Origin of the sequence: Tropicimonas sp. IMCC34043 (assembly GCF_003390845.1) — a bacterium.
Taxonomy (GTDB): Bacteria; Pseudomonadota; Alphaproteobacteria; order Rhodobacterales; family Rhodobacteraceae; genus Tropicimonas.
This window is the reverse complement of sequence record NZ_QMEK01000004.1, coordinates 39,845-60,849: the sequence shown is the minus strand read 5'-3', so window position 1 is coordinate 60,849 and position 21,005 is coordinate 39,845. Positions and strand designations below refer to the sequence as shown.

General features: G+C 65.3%; 21 protein-coding genes. 6 read left to right on the top strand and 15 right to left on the bottom strand.

What is annotated here, in order from left to right:
* Nucleotides 1-70: 70 nt before the first annotated feature.
* Nucleotides 71-952 (bottom strand): DUF2189 domain-containing protein, encoded by an 882-nt coding sequence (locus tag DQG17_RS15000; RefSeq protein WP_116133677.1) that lies wholly within the window; start codon nt 950-952, stop codon nt 71-73.
* 189 nt (nt 953-1,141) lie between these two features.
* Nucleotides 1,142-2,032 (bottom strand): oxygen-dependent coproporphyrinogen oxidase, encoded by an 891-nt coding sequence (hemF, locus tag DQG17_RS14995; RefSeq protein WP_116133676.1) that lies wholly within the window; start codon nt 2,030-2,032, stop codon nt 1,142-1,144.
* Nucleotides 2,033-2,107: 75 nt separating this feature from the next.
* Between hemF and DQG17_RS14990 the strand changes: the two genes are divergently transcribed.
* Nucleotides 2,108-2,515 (top strand): hypothetical protein, encoded by a 408-nt coding sequence (locus DQG17_RS14990; protein WP_116133675.1) that lies wholly within the window; start codon nt 2,108-2,110, stop codon nt 2,513-2,515.
* A gap of 53 nt (nt 2,516-2,568) precedes the next feature.
* Here the strand turns inward: DQG17_RS14990 and DQG17_RS14985 are convergent, their stop codons facing one another.
* Genes DQG17_RS14985 through clpS form a run of 3 tightly spaced genes read right to left on the bottom strand, consistent with a single transcriptional unit; the run spans nt 2,569 to nt 4,807 of the window.
* Nucleotides 2,569-3,387, bottom strand: coding sequence for an SDR family NAD(P)-dependent oxidoreductase (locus DQG17_RS14985; protein WP_116133674.1), 819 nt, complete (start codon nt 3,385-3,387; stop codon nt 2,569-2,571).
* 41 nt (nt 3,388-3,428) lie between these two features.
* Nucleotides 3,429-4,433: a class I SAM-dependent methyltransferase gene (locus tag DQG17_RS14980; RefSeq protein ID WP_116133673.1), complete on the bottom strand. Its 1,005-nt coding sequence runs from the start codon at nt 4,431-4,433 to the stop codon at nt 3,429-3,431.
* Nucleotides 4,434-4,483: 50 nt separating this feature from the next.
* Entirely contained in the window at nt 4,484-4,807 is a 324-nt protein-coding gene (gene clpS, locus DQG17_RS14975; RefSeq protein ID WP_116133672.1) for an ATP-dependent Clp protease adapter ClpS, read from the bottom strand.
* 132 nt (nt 4,808-4,939) lie between these two features.
* Between clpS and DQG17_RS14970 the strand changes: the two genes are divergently transcribed.
* Nucleotides 4,940-5,638 (top strand): HAD family hydrolase, encoded by a 699-nt coding sequence (locus DQG17_RS14970; protein ID WP_116133671.1) that lies wholly within the window; start codon nt 4,940-4,942, stop codon nt 5,636-5,638.
* A gap of 177 nt (nt 5,639-5,815) precedes the next feature.
* Entirely contained in the window at nt 5,816-7,513 is a 1,698-nt protein-coding gene (locus DQG17_RS14965; protein ID WP_116133670.1) for a D-alanyl-D-alanine carboxypeptidase family protein, read from the top strand.
* Nucleotides 7,514-7,626: 113 nt separating this feature from the next.
* Here the strand turns inward: DQG17_RS14965 and ccoS are convergent, their stop codons facing one another.
* The 8 genes from ccoS to ccoN all read right to left on the bottom strand — a co-directional run bounded on the left by ccoS (nt 7,627) and on the right by ccoN (nt 15,877).
* Nucleotides 7,627-7,785 (bottom strand): cbb3-type cytochrome oxidase assembly protein CcoS, encoded by a 159-nt coding sequence (ccoS, locus tag DQG17_RS14960; protein WP_116133669.1) that lies wholly within the window; start codon nt 7,783-7,785, stop codon nt 7,627-7,629.
* A 4-nt stretch (nt 7,786-7,789) separates the two neighbouring features.
* Nucleotides 7,790-9,997, bottom strand: coding sequence for a heavy metal translocating P-type ATPase (locus DQG17_RS14955; RefSeq protein WP_369908048.1), 2,208 nt, complete (start codon nt 9,995-9,997; stop codon nt 7,790-7,792).
* A 6-nt stretch (nt 9,998-10,003) separates the two neighbouring features.
* On the bottom strand, nt 10,004-10,453 hold the full coding sequence (locus DQG17_RS14950; RefSeq protein WP_116133668.1) for a FixH family protein: 450 nt from the start codon (nt 10,451-10,453) through the stop codon (nt 10,004-10,006).
* Nucleotides 10,434-11,900 carry a cytochrome c oxidase accessory protein CcoG gene (gene ccoG, locus DQG17_RS14945; RefSeq protein WP_116133667.1) on the bottom strand — a complete coding sequence of 489 codons (1,467 nt, stop codon included), beginning with the start codon at nt 11,898-11,900 and terminating at the stop codon, nt 10,434-10,436. Before ccoG ends, DQG17_RS14950 begins: the two co-directional genes overlap by 20 nt.
* Nucleotides 11,901-12,407: 507 nt before the next feature.
* On the bottom strand, nt 12,408-13,304 hold the full coding sequence (gene ccoP, locus DQG17_RS14940; RefSeq protein ID WP_116133666.1) for a cytochrome-c oxidase, cbb3-type subunit III: 897 nt from the start codon (nt 13,302-13,304) through the stop codon (nt 12,408-12,410).
* Nucleotides 13,301-13,501, bottom strand: a complete 201-nt coding sequence (locus tag DQG17_RS14935) for a cbb3-type cytochrome c oxidase subunit 3 (RefSeq protein ID WP_116133665.1) — start codon at nt 13,499-13,501, stop codon at nt 13,301-13,303. The genes ccoP and DQG17_RS14935 overlap by 4 nt, the downstream gene beginning before the upstream one ends.
* 12 nt (nt 13,502-13,513) lie before the next feature.
* A complete protein-coding gene (ccoO, locus tag DQG17_RS14930) occupies nt 13,514-14,239 on the bottom strand; it encodes a cytochrome-c oxidase, cbb3-type subunit II (RefSeq protein WP_116133664.1) in 726 nt (241 codons plus the stop codon).
* Between the two features lie 15 nt (nt 14,240-14,254).
* On the bottom strand, nt 14,255-15,877 hold the full coding sequence (ccoN, locus tag DQG17_RS14925) for a cytochrome-c oxidase, cbb3-type subunit I (protein ID WP_116133663.1): 1,623 nt from the start codon (nt 15,875-15,877) through the stop codon (nt 14,255-14,257).
* Nucleotides 15,878-16,076: 199 nt separating this feature from the next.
* On the opposite strand from ccoN, the gene DQG17_RS14920 reads away from it, so the two are divergent.
* Complete coding sequence (locus DQG17_RS14920) at nt 16,077-16,913, top strand: universal stress protein (RefSeq protein ID WP_116133662.1); 837 nt, start codon at nt 16,077-16,079, stop codon at nt 16,911-16,913.
* A 77-nt stretch (nt 16,914-16,990) separates the two neighbouring features.
* Nucleotides 16,991-18,127, top strand: coding sequence for a PepSY domain-containing protein (locus tag DQG17_RS14915; RefSeq protein ID WP_116133661.1), 1,137 nt, complete (start codon nt 16,991-16,993; stop codon nt 18,125-18,127).
* A gap of 61 nt (nt 18,128-18,188) precedes the next feature.
* Here DQG17_RS14915 and fnrL read toward each other — a convergent pair whose 3' ends face one another.
* Entirely contained in the window at nt 18,189-18,935 is a 747-nt protein-coding gene (gene fnrL / locus DQG17_RS14910; RefSeq protein WP_116133660.1) for a transcriptional regulator FnrL, read from the bottom strand.
* Between the two features lie 63 nt (nt 18,936-18,998).
* Between fnrL and hemN the strand changes: the two genes are divergently transcribed.
* Nucleotides 18,999-20,354 carry an oxygen-independent coproporphyrinogen III oxidase gene (gene hemN / locus DQG17_RS14905; RefSeq protein WP_116133659.1) on the top strand — a complete coding sequence of 452 codons (1,356 nt, stop codon included), beginning with the start codon at nt 18,999-19,001 and terminating at the stop codon, nt 20,352-20,354.
* 83 nt (nt 20,355-20,437) lie between these two features.
* Here hemN and DQG17_RS14900 read toward each other — a convergent pair whose 3' ends face one another.
* Complete coding sequence (locus DQG17_RS14900) at nt 20,438-20,998, bottom strand: hypothetical protein (RefSeq protein ID WP_116133658.1); 561 nt, start codon at nt 20,996-20,998, stop codon at nt 20,438-20,440.
* Nucleotides 20,999-21,005 lie beyond the last annotated feature (7 nt).

Sequence of the window (21,005 nt, the reverse complement as noted above, 5' to 3'; positions counted from 1 at the left end):
CCGCCCTTCGGTGATAAACCGGAACGGCGGCAATGCGGAACCCCGCACCGCGCCCGCGCGCAGGGAAAGCCTAGGCCACGGTGTCACTGACGGCGTCCGGATCAACGGTTGCGGCGCGATAGAGGTGCCAGGTCGCATGGCCCAGAACCGGCAGCACCACGATCAGGCCGAGGAACAGCGGCAGCATGCCCAGAAAAAGACTGCCCGCCACGATTGCCCCCCAGACGACCATGGTGCGCGGGCTTTCGCGGCAGATCCGCACCGATGTTACAACGGCCGTGACGAATCCGACGTTGCGGTCGACCAGAAGCGGCGCGGCAAAGCTGACCGACAGAACCAGCCCGGCAAACAGCGCCCCGACCCCGCAGCCAAGCACGATCATCGCCCAACCGGCTGCGGTGCCGAAGACTGCGCCAAGGAAACCCGTGTGGGACAGTGGCGGCACTGGCCCCAGCGTCAGATCGTAGATGACCGCCGCCGCCCCGAGCCACAGGAAGAACAGCGCCATCAGCAGCAGCCCGAACATCAGCAGCGGTGCCAAGGCGGGCGAACGGCCCAGCGCAAAGGCATCCTGCCAGCCGGCAGGTTCGCCAAGCGCCCGGCGCCGGCTCATCTGATACAGCCCGATTGCGGCAACCGGCCCGATCAGCGCAAAGCCCGCGACCACAGGAAACAGCAACGGCAACAGCGTCAGGTGCGAGGCAAAGATCGCCAGCAGGATGCCGATCGCTGGATACATCACGACGACGAAGGGCACATCGCTGCGAAACGCCATGGCGTCATCGACGCCCTTTCTGAGCGCACTGCGCACATCCGCCGTGGTGACATGACGCACCTTTGGCGCGGCCATGCCGTCGCCGCCGATATGGGCGATGCTGCCCGCGACGGCCGATCCTGTCGCCCCGACCGCATTGGCCGACCATGACAGAGGGTTCCCGATAGTCTTGACCATTGACGCTCCTCCTCCTGCGCGCGCCCGCGACGGATACGGCCCCGGCAGAGCGGGCGGTCCCGTGACAGGGCCAGTCTGGCAAGGCTAACACAGAACCCGGGTTCCGCTGACCGCAGAGCTGTCGTCAGGGCACACAAAATCGTCAGAATCTGGCCCGGCGGGCAAGAATGGGCCGCATGGGGCGCTGGGTCAGACCCATTTCGCCAGCGGCGGCAGGCTCATCAGCACGGCATTGGCGTCGTGCCCGGTCGCAAGGCCAAACTTCGTGCCGCGATCATAGACGAGGTTGTATTCGGCATAGAGCCCGCGGTGGATCAGTTGCACGTCGCGGTCAGGCTCGCCCCAGGGCTGGTCCCTTCGGCGTTCGGTGATCGGCAGGAAGGCCGGCAGGAAGGCCGAACCGACGTCGCGGGTCAGGGCAAAATCCGCATCCCAGTCGCCGGTGTTGTGATCGTCATAGAAGATACCGCCGACGCCCCGGGCCCGGCCGCGATGGGGGACAAAGAAATACTCGTCGGCCCAGGCCTTGAAGCGGTCGTAATACCCCGCACCATGGCGCGCGCAGGCCGCCCGCAGCACCGCATGAAAGGCCGCGGTGTCCTCGGGATATTCGATACAGGGGTTCAGGTCGGACCCGCCGCCAAACCACCAGGCGTTCGGCGTCCAGAACATCCGCGTGTTCATGTGCACCGCAGGACAATGGGGGTTCTGCATATGTGCGACAAGGCTGATCCCCGAGGCCCAGAACCGCGGGTCCGCGGTAATCCCCGGCACGCCGCGGGCCGCCATCGCCTTTTGCGCGGCCTCGCCGAGCAGGCCATGGACGGTCGAGACGTTGACGCCCACCTTCTCGAACACCCGGCCGCCGCGCAACACGCTCATCAGCCCGCCACCGGCATCGCTGCCATCGTCCGAGGCGCGCCGGGTTTCGCTCACCTCGAAACGTCCCGCCGGAAGGGCCGCTGTCGGTCCCGTGGTCTGGCTTTGCTCGAGCGCCTCGAAGGCCGCGACGATGCGGTCGCGCAGCTCGCGAAACCACGCCGCTGCCTGCGCCTTGCGGTCCTCCATCCCCTCTGACATGCGCTGTTCCTCCTGCCCTGAACGCCAGCCAGAGCTATCATTGGCGGCAGGTCGCGTCCACGCTATGCTCTGGCGATGAAGCGGTTGATTCCCCTCGTATTGCTGCTGTTGCTTGCGGCCTGCGTGTCGCCGCGACAGGCCTGCCTGCAACAGGCGACGCGGGACGTGGCCGTCCTCGAAGGTCTGATTGCCGAAGTCGAGGGCAACCTCGCCCGCGGCTATGCGATCCGGCAGGAACCCTATGTGACCTCGGGCCTCGATCTCTGCCTCGGCAGCGGCTACGGCGCGATCAATGGCGGCCTGGTAGGGGTTGGCTGGGGGTATTGCAATCAGGTCGAGACCCGCTATCGCGCGGTGCCGGTACCGATCGACAGGGTGTCGGAACAGCGCAAGCTGGCGGAATTGAAGCAGAGCCGCGCCAAGGCGACAACGCGGGCCGAGTTGAGCCTGAAGAGCTGCGAGGCGCAGTTCCCCCTCGGATAGCACGGCGCCCCCGCGCGTTCGGTCCCCATGCGGGCCGCGATCGGTGGGCCGGCTCAGTAGGCGGGTACGGCGACCGGATCGACGAGTGTGCGTCCACCATCCACGGTCACGATCTGTCCGGTCATGAAGGCCGCGCCGTCCGAGGCCAGGAACTGGGCCGCCGAGGCAACCTCGCTCGGCTTCGCAATCCGCTTCATCGGCGTGTGATCCCGAACCTCGGCGCGATAGGTGGGGTTCTGTTTCAGCGCGACCTTCAGGCTGTCGGACAGCACCGAACCGAAGGCGATGCCGTTCACCCGGATCCGGTGCGGGGCCAGACCGACCGCCATGCTCCGCGTCATCTGGTCAAGTGCTGCCGACGAGATCGAATAGCCGAGCAGGCCTGGATTGCTGCGCCGCGCCGCAATCGACGACAGGTTGACGATCGCCCCGATCGACTGCTCTTCGGCCAGGTCCTTGCCTTCGGCCTGTTTGATGAACCGTTTCGCCGTTGCCTGGCTTAGCCGCAGCGCCACGATCAGGTTCTGCTGCAGCAAGGTCTCGACATTGTCGCTGTCGGGATCGAGCGGGTCGGACGGCATGACCTGCCGGCAGGCGTTGACCAGGATGTCCACACGTTCGAAACTGTCGAGCGTCGCGGACAGAAGGTTGGCAATGGTCAGCCGTTCGCGCAGATCGCCGGCAAAGGCACGCGCGGTGCCGCGGCCGCTTTCGCCATTCGATCCGCCGACCTCGTCGCACAACCGTGCCTCGTCCATGTCGGCCAGCATGACGTTGGCGCCCTTCTCCACGAAGTGGCGGGCGATGGCGAGCCCGATGCCGTGCGCGGCACCGGTCACAATGGCAGTCTTTCCTGCAATCGAGAAGGTCATCGTTCCTGTCCTGTGAAGTCGTATCGGGAGTGTTGGGCCGCTCAGCGGCCTTGGCGCCTGGTTGCGGGAACTCGCGGCCGTTGGGCGGAATAGATCTTGAACCCCGGCGTGCCGTCGAGTTCGCGGATCTCGCGGAAGGCCTCATTGAGCGCCCCCTCATAGGGCAGATGCCGGTTCGCCACAAGCCAGAGCGTTCCGCGCGGGCTTAGCAGGCGCGCCGCGGCGGCGATGAAGCCGGCGCCAAGCCCCGGATCGGCAGCGCGGCCGACGTGAAACGGCGGATTGGCGACGACATGATCGAAGGGTTCGGGATCGGACCAGCTCAGCGCATCCGCCCAATGGAACTGGGCGCGCGGGTCGACGACGTTCTGCCGCGCAGCCTCCAGCGCCGCATGTTCGACCTCGACCAGCGCGCATTCGGTGACGCCGCGCCGCTGCAACACATGGAACGCGAGATAGCCCCAGCCACCGCCAAGGTCGGCGACCCGCCCCGGCATCTTTTCCGGCAACGCGGCGGCCAGCGCGACCGAGCCCGGGTCGGGCCCGTCGGCCGAGAAAAGCCCCGGCGCGGTGACCCAGCCGTTGGCCAGCCGCTGCACCGCGGGCAAGGCCCAGTCGCCAAAGGTCGCGGGCGCGGCCTGAAACTGGAAAATCTTGCCATGGGCCTTGGCGAAGGCTTCGCTGACGGCAACGCGGGCGCGGATCTCGCGCAGGATCGAATCGACCCCGTCTGTCTTCTGCCCCTCGACAATCACCGGCCCGCCCGCGGCCGAGGCCTCGGCGACCAGCGCGCGCGCCTCTGCCTTGGCGCGCGGCAACTCGACCAGGGCCGCGGCAAAATCCTGCGGGGTCGCGGTGCTGACGGCATATCCGCGCCGCATCCAGGCATCGTGATCGGCCTTGTTGCCCTGCACGATCTCCACCCGCTCGCGCGGCAAGGGCGAAAGGTCGGCATCGGCTCGCGGCCGGAACACGGCGATGGGACCCGCAGACGGCAGGTGTACGGCGCCTGCCTCGAGCGCGAGGGCAAGGCGGCTAGCCGGCATTCCGGCCCGCTCCTGATTGGGGATACGTTCGGGTCACGCGGTCAGCGCCCCTATTCCTTTTCCATGGTGCATTGCAGCGGATGCTGATGGCGGCGGGCAAAATCCATCACCTGCGCCACTTTGGTCTCGGCCACCTCGTGACTGAACACGCCGACCACTGCAACGCCCTTTTTGTGCACCACCAGCATCACCTCGAAGGCCTGGGCATGGGTCATGCCGAAAAACCGCTCGAGAATATGCACGACGAACTCCATCGGCGTGTAGTCGTCATTCAGCAGCAACACCTTGTACAGCGGCGGCCGCTCGGTCTTCGACCGGGTCTTGGTGATGACACCTGTTCCCCCGTCGGGCCGATCCCCGTCGCCCCCTGACATTCTGTGGTCACATCTACGTTGCAAGTGGCGCCGCTCTCCGTGGCTGGTGGATAGAAGAGTGTTGAGAGGCGTTATATAGTCGCCAGACGTGATCTGAAAAGAGTTCAGACGCCCTGCGCGAGGAACCGCCTCATGAATGTCACCACAATCGGCTTCGATGCCGACGACACACTCTGGCACAACGAGCGCTTCTATGTCCTCACGCAAGAACGATTCGCCGATCTGTTGAAGGATTTCAGTTCGCGCGATCATCTGGACGAGCGTCTGCTCGAGGCCGAAAAGCGCAACCTCGTCCGCTATGGCTATGGCATAAAGGGCTTTATGCTGTCGATGATCGAAGCCGCGATCGAGGTGACCGAGGCGCGCGTGCCCGCCACCGTGATCCGCCAGATCCTCGAGATCGGCCAGGAGATGCTCGAGCATCCGATCGAGCTTTTGCCCCATGCCCGCGCTGCAGTCGAAGCGATGGCCCAGACCTGCCACCACGTGGTCCTGATCACAAAGGGCGACCTGCTCGACCAGGAGCGCAAGCTGGCGCAGTCGGGACTGGGCGACTTCTTCGAGGGCATCGAGATCGTGTCCGAAAAGACACCGGCGGTCTATGCCCGGATCTTTGCCGAGTTCGGGTCGGGGCCGGATCACGCGCTAATGGTTGGAAACTCGATGAAATCCGACATTCTACCCGCCATCGCGGCCGGATCCTGGGCGGTCCACGTGCCGTTCCATCTGGCCTGGGCGCTGGAACATGCCGAACCGCCGGTCGGCCACTTGCGGTTCCGCACCTTGCCCGACCTCAGCGGGTTGCCCGATCTCGTGGCGGAAATCGGCTGAATCTTGTACAGATTCCATCGACTTGGGCCACATGTTGCGATGTGGCCCGAAAGTCGCCCGGAAAGACATTGAATCTCAACACTTTTCGGAGATCAAGAACCGTGCTAGGCTGATCCCGAGCAAAAGCGCCGACTCTGAAAACAGGGCGGCAAGAGGCAGTGTTAGGCAGGATTCGAGATGACGAGCAATCGTGGGCGCACGGCCCTCGTCTTTTCCGTGCTATTTCTTTTGGCATTCGTTGTACTTCTGGGCACGTCGTTGCGGGCAAGCGCGGCAACGTCGGCGGCCATGGTGATGGATGCCCGGACCGGCAAGGTCTATTATTCCCAGAACGCGAATACCCGGGTCCATCCGGCCTCGCTGACCAAGATGATGACGCTCTACATCACCTTCGAGGCGATCGAGCATGGTGAGATCGGTCTCGACACGATGGTCACCGTCTCCAGCAATGCGGCGAACGAGGTGCCCTCCAAGCTCGGCCTGCGAGCTGGCCAGAAGATCGAGCTGCGCTATCTGATTCGCGCCGCAGCGGTGAAGTCGGCAAACGACGCCGCCACCGCCATCGGCGAGGCGATCGAGGGCAGCGAGGCCGCCTTTGCCCGGCGCATGAACCGCACCGCCAAGGCATTGGGGATGTCGCGCACCACCTTCAAGAACGCCAACGGGCTGACCGAAGATGGCCACATGTCGACCGCCAACGACATGTCGACCCTCGGCCGGCACCTGTTCTATGACTACCCGCAATATTACAACCTGTTCTCCCGCCGGACCACCGACGCCAAGATCCGCATGGTGCAGAACACCAACCGGCGCTTCCTCGACGCCTATAAGGGCGCCGACGGCATCAAGACCGGCTATACCTCGGCGGCGGGATCGAACCTCGTCGCATCGGCACAGCGCGGCGACGTGCGCATCATCACCACCGTGATGGGCGCGCCGTCGAGTGCCGCGCGCAATGCCCGCGTGGCCGAGTTGATGGACCTCGGCTTCAAGAAGGCGCCGCGCAAGGTCAGGGTCGCGGCACCGGCGCGCCCGGCCTATCAGGGCAGCGGCAGCAGGGTGCTGGTGGCCGACGCCACCTCCGGGGCGGCCAGTACCGTCGCCACTGCCACGTTGAGCGTCGCGCAGTCGATTCGCCCGCTTGGCCGCCCGGGCCAGGGCACGGCCGCCGCAGTCCAGGTGGCCGCCATGAAATCGGGGATCAACGCCGCCGTGGCCGCGGCATCGACCGCAGCCATTGCGGCCGTGCCCCCCGTTCAGGCGGCCGTCGCGCAGGCAGCCGCCCAGCCGCTGGTCGTCGCGTCAGCGGTCGCCCCCGCCACAGTCAGCCCACCGCCACCGGCACCCGGCCGCAGCCAGCCGGCCCCGGCGATCGCCACCGCCGTTGCCCTGGCGCAGCAGCCCGTCGCCGCTCCGCAGGCCATTGCCTCCGTCGAACCGGTGATCGAGCCTCAGGCCAAACCCGCGCCGCAGCCCGCGCAGGTCGTGCTTGCCTCCGCCTCGCCCGTTGCCCCGTCAAAGGCGCCCCGTGCCCAGCCGCGCCGCATCGACTTCACCGCGACCGTCCCTGCCGCGATCCCGGCCTCGGCCAAGGCCGAACCGGTCGTGGTCAGCCGCGCCTCCACCTCCGGTGGCCGGCAATGGGGGATCAATATCGGCCGCTACAATTCTCAGTCCAAGGCCGAGCGTGTCCTGCTGATGACCGCGCTGCAGGAAATGGGCACGCTTGACGGCGCGCTGCGCAAGGTCCAGCGCGGCAAGACCGGGTTCGATGCCAATTTCGTCGGGCTCAGCGCCGAACAGGCCGTGCTTGCCTGCAAGCGGATCTCGGCCGCCGGCAACGACTGCTCGACCTTCGGCCCCAGCGGCTCCTGACCGGAGCCTGGCGGCCGGGTTCGGCCGCAGACCGGCGCCCGTCCCCTGCCCTGCCAGCTGATTGCAGCGCAGCCGTTCGAATCCCGGACTGGGACACAGGCCCGCACACGCGCCTATTGCTTGGGTTGGTCGTCGAATTCCTTCGACAGGATCCGCTGGCTGTCGCCTTCGGGATCGTCGAACTGGTTGTGGCGCACCATCCAGAAGAAAGCGGCCAGCCCGACGCCGCCAAGCAGCAGCGAGACCGGGATCAGGATCGTCAGGATCTGCATCGTATCACCTCAGCCGCAAAGCGTTGAGCGAGACCGTGATCGACGAGGCCGACATGGCCAGCGCCGCAACCAGCGGCGTGGCAAAGCCCGCGATCGCCAAAGGCACCGCAACCACATTATAGACCGTCGCGATCCGGAAATTCTCGCGGATCCGGCGCACTGCACGACGCGCCGTCCTGACCGCTTCGGCCACCGGCGCGATATCCTCGCCGAGCAGAACGATGTCCGAGGCGACCCGCGCGGCGTCGAGTGCCGTCGCCGGCGAGATCGAGACATGGGCCGAGGCGAGCGCCGCCGTGTCGTTCAGACCGTCGCCCACCATCAGCACCCGCCGCCCCTCGGCCGACAGCGCTGCAATCCGCGCCGCCTTGTCTTCGGGCAGCGCCTCGGCTGTCCAGTCTGAAATACCGAGCCGTTCGGCAAAGCGGCGCACCGCCGGGCCCGAATCGCCCGAGATCATCGCGACCGTCAGCCCCGCCTCACGCAGGCCCGCGACAGCGGCTTCGGCGCCGGGCCGCAGACGATCCTCGAACAGGAAGGCGGTGGGCGCCTGCCCCTCTACCCCCAGCCAGGCCGAGGTCTGTTCTGCCGCCTCGGCCCCGACCCAGGCAGCCCGTCCCAGACGCACCCGGCGGCCGCGCCAGACCGCCTCGGTGCCGTATCCCGGCACCTCGCGCAGGTCTTCGACCGTCTCGGGCACGACACCGACCACCGCAGCGCCATCCGCCACCGCCCGCGACAGCGGATGCGACGACCCCGCGGCCAACCCCGCGGCCAGCGCAAGCAGCGCAGGATCGGCGGTTTCGGGCGACAGCATGACCGGCGTGCCGAGTGTCAGCGTCCCGGTCTTGTCGAACACAACGGTGTCGACCTCGGCCAGCCGCTCCAGCGCCGTGCCGTCCTTGATCAACAGGCCGCGGCGGAACAGCCGGCCCGAGGCCGCCGTGGTCACGGCAGGCACCGCAAGCCCCAGTGCACAGGGGCAGGTGATGATCAGGACCGCGGCCGCGATGTTGATCGCCAGCCGCGCGTCGCCGGTATAGGCATACCAGCCGACACCCGCGAGAAACGACAGGATGTGGACGCCCGGCGCATAAAGACCGGCGGCCCTGTCGGCGAGCGAGGTATAGCGGTTGCGCGTGCTTTCGGCGATCGCCACCAGATCGGCCATCCGGTGCAGAGAGCTGTCGCGCCCCGCCGCCGTCACGGTGACCCGCAGCGGCCCGGTCAGGTTGACCTCGCCAGCGCTGACCGCCTGTCCGGGACCGGCGAAGACAGGCAGGGTCTCGCCCGTCAGCAGCGACCGGTCAAGCTCGCTCGTGCCCAATGCGATCACGCCGTCGACCGGCATCCGCCCGCCCGGACGAACCAGGATCGTCTCGCCTGCAACCAGCGTGGCGACATCGACGGTTTCGGTGCCGTCCAGCGTCACCCGCTCGGCCCGCGGCACCTCGAGCGCGGCCAGTTCCTCGGCCGCCGAGCGTGCGATGGCGCGGGTCCGGTGGTCCAGATAACGCCCGGCAAGCAGGAAGAACGTCAGCGAGATCGCCGCGTCGAAATAGGCATTCTCGCCCGAATGCGCAGTCTCATAGAGCGAGGTGCCAAGCGCCAGAAGGATCGCCAGCGTGATCGGCACATCCATGTTCAGCCGCCCGTGACGCAGCGCAGCCCAGGCACTGCGGAAAAACGGCTGCCCGGCAAAGGCGATGGCCGGCACCGCAATCAGCGCCGAGATCCAGTGGAACATGTCGCGCGTAGCATGTTCGGCGCCCGACCAGACGGCGACCGACAGCAGCATCACATTCATCGCCGCAAAGCCCGCAACCGCCAGCCGCATCAGCAGCTCGCGGCCCTGCCGGTCTGTCGCGGTGGCACTGAGCGCCGCGGGATCGAGCTCGTGTGCGGTATAGCCGACGGATGCGACGGTATCGATCAGCGCCTCGGCCGTGATCCCGGGATCGGTATCGACGATTGCCCGCTTCAGGGTCAGGTTGACCCGGGCCGAGCGCACACCCGGATGCCGCTCCAACGCCTTCTCGACGATGGTGATGCAGGCCGCACAGCGAATGTCGGGCAAAGACAGCATCAGCGCGCCCCGCTCGGCGCCGTCCGCGCGTGCGCCGCTTGCAGCGATACGCCGCGCCATCGGCGCGGCGACGCAGGCAGGGCAGGCAGAGGCTGCGGGAGCCTCGGGAAAGGTGCTGTCAGTCATTCCCCGTCATTTAACGATGTGCAGCGGAATGCGCTGCTTGAATCTGGTGCCGTCGCTTGCGGTCGCCACGATGTGAATATCCCAGTGCCCGGCACCAAGGTCCACAGGGCCGCGGTACACGCCGTCGTGATAGCTCAGTTCGGGGCGAATATCATCGCGCGTGTGGGTCGGACGGCCGACGAGGGTGTCAAGCGTCGCCACCTCGATCGGGTCGCCGTCGCGATCCTTGAAGGTCAGGACCAGAACGCCGTAGTCGACCTCGACTTCGGCGGTCCAGCCAAGCGCCTTCTGCGCCGCACGATCCGCATCGAAGGTTTGCGAATCCGCATAGGAGTTGTGGCTTTCAAGCCCGGGGAACGTGTCCACCGCGAGAAACGCGAGGGACAGGTTCACCCCGATGACAACGGCAAAGAAAGAAACCGTGATTATGAGTACCTTACGGCCCGTGAGCACCATCTATCTTTGTCCCGTTCCCGAAGAATGTACTGTCCTTGAAGACCCGTTCGCCGCTGGCCAGATCCTCGATCCAGAACCGGACCGCGGTCCGTTCTGCGTTTGCCGCCGCACTGCCCTTCGGCGCCATCACATGGACGCGCTGCTTGCCGGTCGCGTTGGCGGGCACGATGAAAGATTCGTAGGGCGTGCCCTCGATCGACAGCCGCATGTCGGGATCGCCTTTCAGCGAGATCCGGAACCGGCGGTCGTCGCCGTGTTTGTTGCGCAGGCCGAAGTCAAAGTTGTTGCGGATCGTCCCGTCCGACAGCGTCACGTACATCGGATTGCGAACCGGATGGACAGTGGCCGAGATGTCGGGCCGGATGAACAGCGCCACGACAAGGCCGATGCCGACCGCGGACCACAGCGCTGTATAAAGCACCGTGCGGACCCGGAACACGTGCCGCCAGACCGAAATCGGCGTCTTGCCGTCGCGCTCGCGCACCTCGTCGCTGAGTGCCAGATAGCCGATCAATCCGCGCGGCTTGCCGATCTTGTCCATGACGTCGTTGCAGGCGTCGATGCAGAGCGCGCAGGTAATGCACTCCAGCTGCTGGCCCTCGCGGATGTCGATCCCCATCGGGCAGACATTGACGCAGGCCATGCAGTCGATGCAGTCGCCGGCCAGCAGCGCCTCGGCCAATGGCGCGCCCTTCTTCAGCTTGCCGCGCGGTTCGCCGCGCCAGTCGCGATAGGCCACCGTGAGCGTGTCGGGGTCCATCATGGCGCCCTGGATCCGCGGCCAGGGGCACATGTAGATGCAGACCTGTTCGCGCATGAAGCCGCCAAAGACGAAGGTGGTGAAAGTCAGCACCGCGATCGAGGTATAGGAGGCCGGATGGGCGTTGAAGGTCACCAGATCCTTCAAGAGCGTCGGCGCGTCGGTAAAATAGAACACCCAGGCACCGCCCGTGGCGACCGCGATGGCAAGCCAGGAGGCGTATTTGGTGACTCTCAGACGCAGCTTTCGCGCATCCATCTTTTCCTGGCGGTGCAGCCGCAGGCGGGCGTTGCGGTCGCCCTCGATCCAGCGTTCGACCAGGATATAGAGGTCGGTCCAGACCGTCTGCGGGCAGGTATAGCCACACCAGACCCGCCCCAGCGCCGAGGTGAACAGGAACAGCCCGAGCCCGGCCATGATCAGCAGGCCGGCCACGAAATAGAACTCGTGCGGCCAGATCTCGATCCAGAAAAAGAAGAACCTGCGGTTCGCAAGATCGACCAGCACCGCCTGATCGGGCAGATTCGGGCCACGATCCCAGCGTATCCAGGGCATCAGATAGTAGATGCCAAGGGTCACGATCATAATGACCCATTTCAGGTTGCGGAACTTGCCGCTGACCCTTCGGGGAAAGATCGGTTCCCTTGCGGAATATAGCTGTTCAGGCTGGCTGTCGGTGTCGCTCACGGATGGGTCTCCGGTGGCTGAGTGAATTAGTGTTCGCCCTTCTTCAGGCAGCTGGGAAAAGGCGTCTTTGACTTACATCAATTCGAACCGCCCACCGCAAGCACAGCCCTGATAGCAAATCGGGCCGAGACATAAACTGCGCCCGCGTGTCGCGAGGTGGTAAATTGAGCGTGTGCTGGGCGCCAGAAACGAAAGGCGCCCCGATCCTCCTAGGAAACGCGCGAACAGGACGAAGGATCGGGGCGAATATTCCAGGGGAGGACACCCACTGGAAACTCGGTGTTTCGTTGGCTCGGCCGTTCCGTCTTGCTGGCGGTTCAACCGGTGCCGTGAAGTCTGTTTATGACCACCGGCCAGAGGCCACCTTGATCCAGATCAAATGTGCTTGGTGGATGCGCATTTTCTTCGCGGCAACGCAGAAAAATTCTCCGCCACCGCAAAAGAACACCCCGCCCCCGGGGGACGGGGACGGGGCGCTGGAACGCTGAGAATTGGCTGATGTCGGCGCTAGTCGGCCTGCACGCCGCCACCAAGCCCATAGACGTAGAGCGCAACCGCGCGACGCTCGGCGTCGCCGACCGCGGTCTTGGGCGAACCGCCCTGCGGCGGCATGATGCCGAATCGCGCGTTGGTCACGGTCTCGTGGATCGTCGCCGCATCGCCGCCGTAAAGCCAGATCGCGTCCGTCAGGTTTGGCGCGCCCTGGGTCTGATCGCCGGTGCCGTCCTCGCCATGGCAGGCCGCACAATTGTCGGCAAAGACCGTCGCGCCCGCTTCGGCCAGGTCTGCATCGTATTCCTGTCCCGAAATCTGCAGCACGTGATTGACCACCTGGTTGATTTCGTCGCCGGTCAGCAGCTCGTCCCGCCCGAAAGCCGGCATCTGCGAATAGCGGGCGTCCGGGTCCTGTTCGTTACGGACACCATGGGTGACGGTGTAGTAGATGTCGTCCAGCGTCCCGCCCCACAGCCAGTCGTCATCCAGAAGGCTGGGATAGCCGAGGTTCTGCGCCCCCTGCGCCCCCGAGCCGTGGCATTGGGCGCACCAGCCGCGGAACACCGCCGCCCCGGCATTCTGGGCATAGCTCAGAAGTTCGGGATCGTTGGCGACCTCGTTCAGGTCGGTTGCAACCAGCCGGGCCTGGATCGGGGCATTCGCCGCCTCGAACCGGGCCATTTCGACGGCCACGTCGGCGCGGGTCGACTTGCCCAGCAGACCCGGCGTCGCGCCATGCACCAGCGGCCAGGCCGGCCACAACACCGAATAGATCAGCGCGTAGACGATGCAGGCATAGAAGGTCCAGAGCCACCAGCGCGGCAACGGGTTGTTCAGTTCCTCGATCCCGTCCCAGCTGTGGCCAGTCGTTTCCACCTCGGGCTGCTTCTTAACGGGTTGTCTGCTCATTCCCGATCCTCCTTGGGGTCGAGTTCCGCCGCGGCCGCCGGAGCGTCGTCGTGACGGAAGATGATATTTGCACTGTCGCGTTGCGCCTTGGCACTGCCGGGGCGAAACACCCAGACGATCACGCCAACGAAGAAGAGTACGAGAGCCAGCAGCGCCCAGCTGTCTGCAAGCTCTCGCAGGAAGGAGTAATGATCCATCCTATGCAGCCCCTATCGGCTGGCGACAGGTTCGAAGGTCGAGAAGTCGACGAGCGTGCCAAGCATCTGCAGATAGGCGATAAGTGCGTCCATCTCGCTGATCCCGGGCTGACCGTCGAAGTTGCTCACCACCGCTTTGGGATAGCGCGCCAGCAACCCGTCATAATCGCTGTCCGGATCGGCCTGGGCGGCGAAGTCCGCACGCGCGTTTTCGAGCATCTCGTCGGTATAGGGCACGCCGACCGTGCGATTGGTCTTCATCACGTCGACGATGTATTCGTCGCTGACCGGCTGCCGCAACAGGAAGCCGTATTTCGGCATCACCGATTCCGGCACAACCGACTGCGGGTCGGTCAGGTGATCCACGTGCCAGGCATCCGAATACCGGCCGCCGACCCGTGCCAGATCCGGCCCGGTCCGCTTTGACCCCCACTGGAACGGATGGTCATACATCGACTCCGCCGCCAGCGAGTAGTGGCCATAGCGCTCTTCCTCGTCGCGGAACGGCCGGATCATCTGGCTGTGGCAGACATAGCAGCCTTCGCGCACGAAGATGTCCCGCCCGGTCAGCTCGAGCGGGGAGTAGGGACGCACGCCGTCCACATCCTCGATCGTGTTTTCCAGATAGAACAGCGGCACGATCTCGACGATGCCGCCGATGGTCACCACCAGGAAGCTCAACGCGAGCAGCAGCGTCGCGTTGGTCTCGATCAACTTGTGTTTGTCGATAAGAGCCATTTGTCGTGCCCTCCCTTATTCGGCAGGCGCGGCGACCGGGGTCGCTGCGGCTTTGGGCTCGCCGCGGGTCGCGGTGAGCCAGAGGTTGACGACCATGATGATCCCGCCGGCGACGTAAAGCAGACCGCCAAAGGCGCGCGTCACGTACATCGGATGCATCGCCGCAACGGTGTCGGCAAACGAGTTCACAAGGAAGCCGTTTGCATCGACCTCGCGCCACATCAGGCCCTGCATGATGCCCGAGACCCACATCGACGCCGCGTAAAGCACGATACCGATGGTGGCGAGCCAGAAGTGCCACGAGACGGCCGCGATGGAATACAGCCGCTCACGATGCCACAGGCGCGGCACCAGGAAGTAGAGCGCGCCGAAGGTGATCATGCCGTTCCAGCCAAGCGCGCCGGAATGGACGTGACCGATGGTCCAGTCGGTGTAGTGCGACAGCGAGTTCACCGCCTTGATCGACATCATCGGCCCTTCGAAGGTCGACATGCCATAGAAGCCGACCGAGACCACCATCATCCGGATGATCGGGTCGGTTCGCAGCTTGTCCCAGGCCCCCGACAGCGTCATCAGGCCGTTGATCATGCCGCCCCAGGAGGGCATCCACAGCATGATCGAGAACACCATCCCGAGGGTCGAGGCCCAGTCGGGCAGCGCGGTATAGTGCAGGTGGTGCGGACCCGCCCAGATGTACAGGAAGATCAGCGCCCAGAAGTGGATGATCGACAGCTTGTAGCTGAACACCGGCCGTTCGGCCTGTTTCGGGACGAAGTAGTACATCATGCCGAGGAAGCCGGCGGTCAGGAAGAAGCCCACGGCATTGTGGCCGTACCACCACTGGGTCATGGCGTCCTGCACGCCCGCGAACACCTGCACCGATTTCGAGCCGAAGATCGAGACCGGGATCGACAGGTTGTTGACGATGTGCAGCATCGCGATGGTGACGATGAAGCTCAGATAGAACCAGTTCGCCACATAGATGTGTTTTTCCTTCCGCTTCAGGATCGTCCCGAGGAACACCATCAGATAGACGACCCAGACGATGGTCAGCCACAGATCGACGTACCATTCGGGTTCGGCGTATTCCTTCGACTGGGTCGCGCCCAGCAGATAGCCGGTCGCCGCCAGCACGATGAACAGGTTATAGCCCCAGAACACGAACCACGCCGCGTTGCCGCCCCAAAGCCGGGCGGCCGAGGTTCGCTGGACCACATAGAACGAGGTCGCGATCAGCGCATTGCCCCCGAAGGCGAAGATCACCGCCGAGGTGTGCAGCGGCCGCAACCGGCCGAAATTCATGTAGGGTTGGGCCCATTCGAAGTTGAGCGAGGGGAAGGCAAGCTGGCTGGCGATGAACGTACCCGCGGCAAAGCCGACCACGCCCCAGAAACAGGTCGCGATCACGCCATAGCGGATCGGGCCGTCCAGGTAGGTGACGCCTGTGGCGCCGGGATCGGCAGCCTCCTTGTCCGGATGCTCCTCAACCTGGCGCACGCTCCAGAAGAAGGCTCCGGCGGCAATGACCATGATAATGAGCGCGTGGACGAGATAGGCTCCGTCGCGGGCATAGTTCGCGGCCATCGCGGCCGCTACGGCCACAAGCCCCCATGCCGCGATCTTGGCGAAATTCAACATGTATTGTCCCTACAGTGAAGTTAAACATAGTGGGGGCGCGGATTCCCCCACGTCGTTTCTTGGTTGCTTGTGATGTTACGGGTAGGGGAACACCTTGATCTAGGTCAATGTCGTCGCAGGAACAGGTTGAGACAGGTCAATGTCTCCCGAATGCTATAGATTTACGGTATCAACGAAAGACCAATGGGAGGCTACAGCCTTGGCGTACAAGTCCTTACTTACAGTGATCACCAATCCGGACCTGTCCCAAAGCGCCTTGGAGGGCGCGTTGGCCATGGCCCGGGCCCAGGACGCCCATGTCGACGTGCTCGCACTTGGCATCGACCACTCGACGCCTGGCTACTACTATGCCGGGACAAATGCGCTGATCGAGCAGGCAACGCTCGACCGGGCGCGTGAAGAAGCTTCGGCAATCGAATCCGCGGCGCGGGCCGTGCTCGATAAATCCGACTGCCGATCGTCGACCGAATCCGGCATTGCCCAGGTCGGCACAATCCAGAATCTGGTCGGTGTCCGGGCCCGGTTCTCGGACCTCGTGGTGCTGAGCAAGCCCTATGGAGACGACCGCGGGATCGTCGACGAAGCGGTGGTCGAGGCCGCGCTCTTTGCCGGCAACGTCCCGGTGCTGGTGCTGCCCCGCGGGGTCAGCCTTGGCCGGCCGCAGAAGGTGGTGCTGGCCTGGAACCAGAGCGCCGAGGCGATGGATGCGATCCGCAGCGCGATGCCCTTGCTGCAACAGGCCCAGGCCACGAACATCGTCATCATCGATCCGCCGCGCCATGCCCCGGACCGGTCCGATCCGGGCGGGATGCTGTCGCAGATGTTGGCGCGCCATGGCATTCGGGCCGAGATCTCGGTGATCGCGGGCACCATGCCGCGCACCTCCGATGTGCTCGCCCGGCATTGCGAGGATCAGCAGGCCGATCTGCTGGTGATGGGCGCCTATGGTCATTCCCGGTTCCGCGAGGCGATCATGGGCGGGGCGACCCGCGACATGCTGGAAGCCGCGCAAATTCCGGTGCTGATGAGCCACTGATCCCGCCGCGGCGGCGACGGAACGCCGCCTCACGACCGTAAGAGCCTCGTCCCTTGCAGGTTTTTACGGAGTATCTCATGCGTATCCGCCGCGTCGTTTTCTGGAGCCACCTCGTCACCGGGGTGGCTGCAGGTCTTGTCATTCTGGTGATGTCGGTGACGGGCGCCCTCCTCGCCTTCGAGACCCAGATCACCCGCTGGGCCGACCCCAAAGTCACGCCCGCCGCTGCAATGCTGCCGGCCGAGGCGCTTGGCGCCATCGCGCTGGCCGAATCTGGCGGCAAGGCAAGCACGCTCACCCTGTCTGCCGACGCGACCCGACCGGCAGCCGCGGGCTGGGGACGCGGCGAGCAGATCCTGCTCGACCCTTATACCGGCGCCGCGCTCGGCGCTGGCCCGGAAGGGGTCCACGCCTTCTTCGGCGCCGTCACCCAGATCCATCGCTGGCTGGTGCCGCTGTTTGATCGGCAAACCGGCGGCGCGATCACCGGCGCCGCGAACCTGCTGTTCCTGTTCCTGCTGGTATCGGGCGTCGTGCTTTGGTGGCCGCGTGCCTGGAAGGCGCGGCTTTTGCGCAACCAGATCCTGTTTCGCCACGGACTGCCGAACGCCAAGGCGCGCGATTACAACTGGCATCACGTTCTGGCCTCCTGGGCCGCAATCCCGCTGGTCCTGATCGTGCTGTCGGGTGTGGTGATCAGCTATCCCTGGGCGAGCCGCCTGGTTTTTGCCGCCTATGGCGAGACCGCCTCGGCCGGTGGCGGGCGCCCTGGCGGTGCCCCGGGCGGCGGTGCGCCGGCCGTGATTGCGCCCGGTGTCGGGCTGCAAGCCGCGCTCGACAATGCCGCCAGCCAGGTGCCGGACTGGAACCGGCTGACCCTGACCCTGCCAAAGGCCGGGGACGACAAGATCACCGTGATGGCCGACACCGGCACCGGGCACCAGCCCGCGCGCCAGACCACGCTGACCTTCGCCGCGACCGATGGCACGCTGCTGGGCCAGAAAGGCATCGCCGACCAGACGCCGGCCACGCGGGCGCGGATCTGGTTGCGATTCGTCCATACCGGAGAGGTCTATGGGGTCGTCGGACAGGCCATCGCGGCACTGGCCTCGCTTGCCGCCGCGGTGCTGGTCTGGACCGGGCTCGCGCTTGCCTGGCGCCGCCTGATCCGGCCGCTGTACGTACGGCGCCCGACAATGGCGTCGGGCAGGTAATGGAGTGATGTTGCAATATCGACTGCCGTTTCGATGCGAAGCGGCAGTCGATCCCCGGGGGCTAGACCAGCATCCCGCCGTCGGCGTCATCGCCGGTCTCGACCAGCAGCCGGTCGAAATCGGGCACGCAGATGTGACGCTTGCCCTCCAGCGAGATGACGCCCTCGCGTTTCAGCGCCGAAACCTGGCGGCTCACCGTTTCCAGCGTCAGCCCGAGATAATCGGCCATCGCCTCGCGGGTCAGCGGCAGATCGAACTCCAGCGTCCGCCCCATGGTCGTCGGCCTCAGCGCCGCGTCGCGCCGGGCGATGATCGCAAGCAGGCTCGCCATTTTCTCGCGCGCGGTCTTTCGGCCAAGCAACAGCATCCATTCCCGCGCCGCGTCCAGCTCGTCCAGCGTCATCTCGAGCAGGCGATGGGCAATGTGCGGGGTCCGGTTCATCAGTTCTTCAAAGGGTCGGCGGCGGAAACAGCACATCACGACCTCGGTCGTCGCGGTCACGTCATAGGCAGCCGTCTCGCGCCCGGGCCGCCCCATGAAATCCGACGGCAGCAGCAGGCCGACCATTTGGGTGCGGCCGTCCTCCAGCGTCTGGCTGAGCGTTGCGATGCCACTGACCACCGAGGCAACAAAATCGAGCTTGTCGCCGGTCCAGGCAATGGTCTGCCCCGCGTCGAAGCTGCGGTAGTACTTGATTTCCTCAAGAAGCCCGAGTTCCCTGTCATCGCATCGGGCACAGACTGCACGATGCCGAATCGGACATTCCTCACACTCCACGTGTGTCGTTCCCAACTCCGGCGTCTCCATCCGAATGTGCCCTCTTGATCTCAATCAAGGTCCCCTAAGCTTCCGCACAATAAATGTAGGCGCATGAACACTGAAGAACAACTCGCGAAGCTCGGACTGTTCGACGCCCGGGTGCCACGCTACACCAGCTATCCCACGGCGCCGCACTTCGCCAACGATGTGGGACCGAACCAATTCGCCGGCTGGGTCAAGTCCCTGCCGGACGATTCGGATGTGTCACTCTATATACATATTCCGTTTTGTAGAAGACTCTGCTGGTTCTGCGCTTGTCGAACCCAGGGTACTTCCAGCCTGAAGCCGGTCGCGGCCTATCTCGAGACCCTGAAGGCAGAGATCGATCTGCTTGTTTCGCAGCTGCCGTCAGGGGTCAGGCTGTCTGCACTGCACTGGGGCGGCGGCACGCCGACGCTTCTTGATGCCGGCATGATGACCGATCTCGCCAACACGATTCTGTCGAATCTGCCGATGGCACCGGGCGGCGAGTTCTCGGTCGAGATCGACCCGAACGAGATCGACGACGAGCGACTGGACGCGCTGGCTGCGGCGGGCATCACCCGTGCGTCGATCGGCGTTCAGGATTTCGACCCCGAGATCCAGAAGGTCATCGGCCGCGAACAGAGCTTCGAAGTGACGCAGGCCGCCGTCGACGGGATCCGCGCCCGCGGCGTCAACAGCCTCAATGTCGACATCCTCTACGGCCTGCCACAGCAGAGCCGGGCCCGAATCACGGAAAGCGCGCAGAAGCTGCTGTCGCTCTCTCCCGACCGGGTGGCGCTTTATGGCTATGCCCATGTTCCCTGGATGGCGCGACGCCAGACCCTGATCCCGTCGGATGCCCTTCCGACCCCGCAAGAGCGGCTGCACCTGTTCGACACCGCGCGCAGGCTGCTGCTGTGGGACGGCTATGACGAGATCGGCATCGACCATTTCGCACGGTCCGGCGACAGCATGGCAACGGCGGCCCGCGAGGGCACGCTGCGGCGCAACTTCCAGGGCTATACCGTCGATCCGGCGCCGGCGCTGATCGGGCTGGGCGCCTCGGCGATATCGCGCTTCCCGCAAGGCTATGCGCAGAACCTATCGGGCACCGGCGACTATACCCGCGAGGTCCGCGAGGGACGGTTCGCCACCGGACGCGGCCACACCTTCGCCGGCGAAGATCTGATGCGGGCAAGGCTGATCGAGGCGCTGATGTGCGACTTCCGCATCGACAGGGCCGAGATCCTGCGCGATTTCGACATCACCGGCGACCGGCTTGACGGAATGTTCTGCGATGTCCGGCAGCGCTTCGGCGACTTCGTCCAGATCACCGCCGAAGGGTTCGAAATCCCGCCCGAAGGCCGACCGCTGACCCGGATGATCGCGCGCAGCTTCGACAGCTACGAGATGGCCCAGATGGGCCACAGCCACGCCATCTGATCGCGCGACATCGCGCCATCGCTGAAAGAACCGACCCGGCGGAGGGCTCCGCCGGGTCGTCTTCGTTCAGGTCCGCTCGCAGGTCACTTGCGGCGGCGGCGCAACGCCGCAATGCCGAGGCCCGACAGCAGCAGCAGCCCGCCGGCCGGCAGCGGCACCGCCGAGACGCCGACCGAATCGACATCGAAGCCATCGGTGCTGGGCCCGCCGCTTGTGGTGTCGACCAGCGCCAGGTACTTCCAGTTGCCGCTGAAGGCGATGGCGCCGCCCGACTGGGCATCGGCATTCGACAGCACGCCCGCGCTCTGCCAGGACAGCACATCGCCATAATTGTTGTAGCTGTTGCCGACAAAGACAGCGACCGATTCCGGATAGCCGCCGACATTGCCGAAGGTCACCTCGACCACCGCCCCCGGAGAGGTGAAGTCGGTGCCGAATTCGAAGATCGCCGTACCGCCAAGGCCGAGCGACAGAAAGCTGCCGTCGGTCGCGCCAAGCGCATTCGCAATGTCCGACCGGCCCGGCGTTCCGGCACCGGCGCCAGGATTCCAGTCGACCGCGGTCGCATAGGTCAGCGCATTGGCGGCGCCCATGGAAAAGATAGTGGCCGCTGCGGCGACCGCAGCCGATTTAATGAATTTCATCTGATAC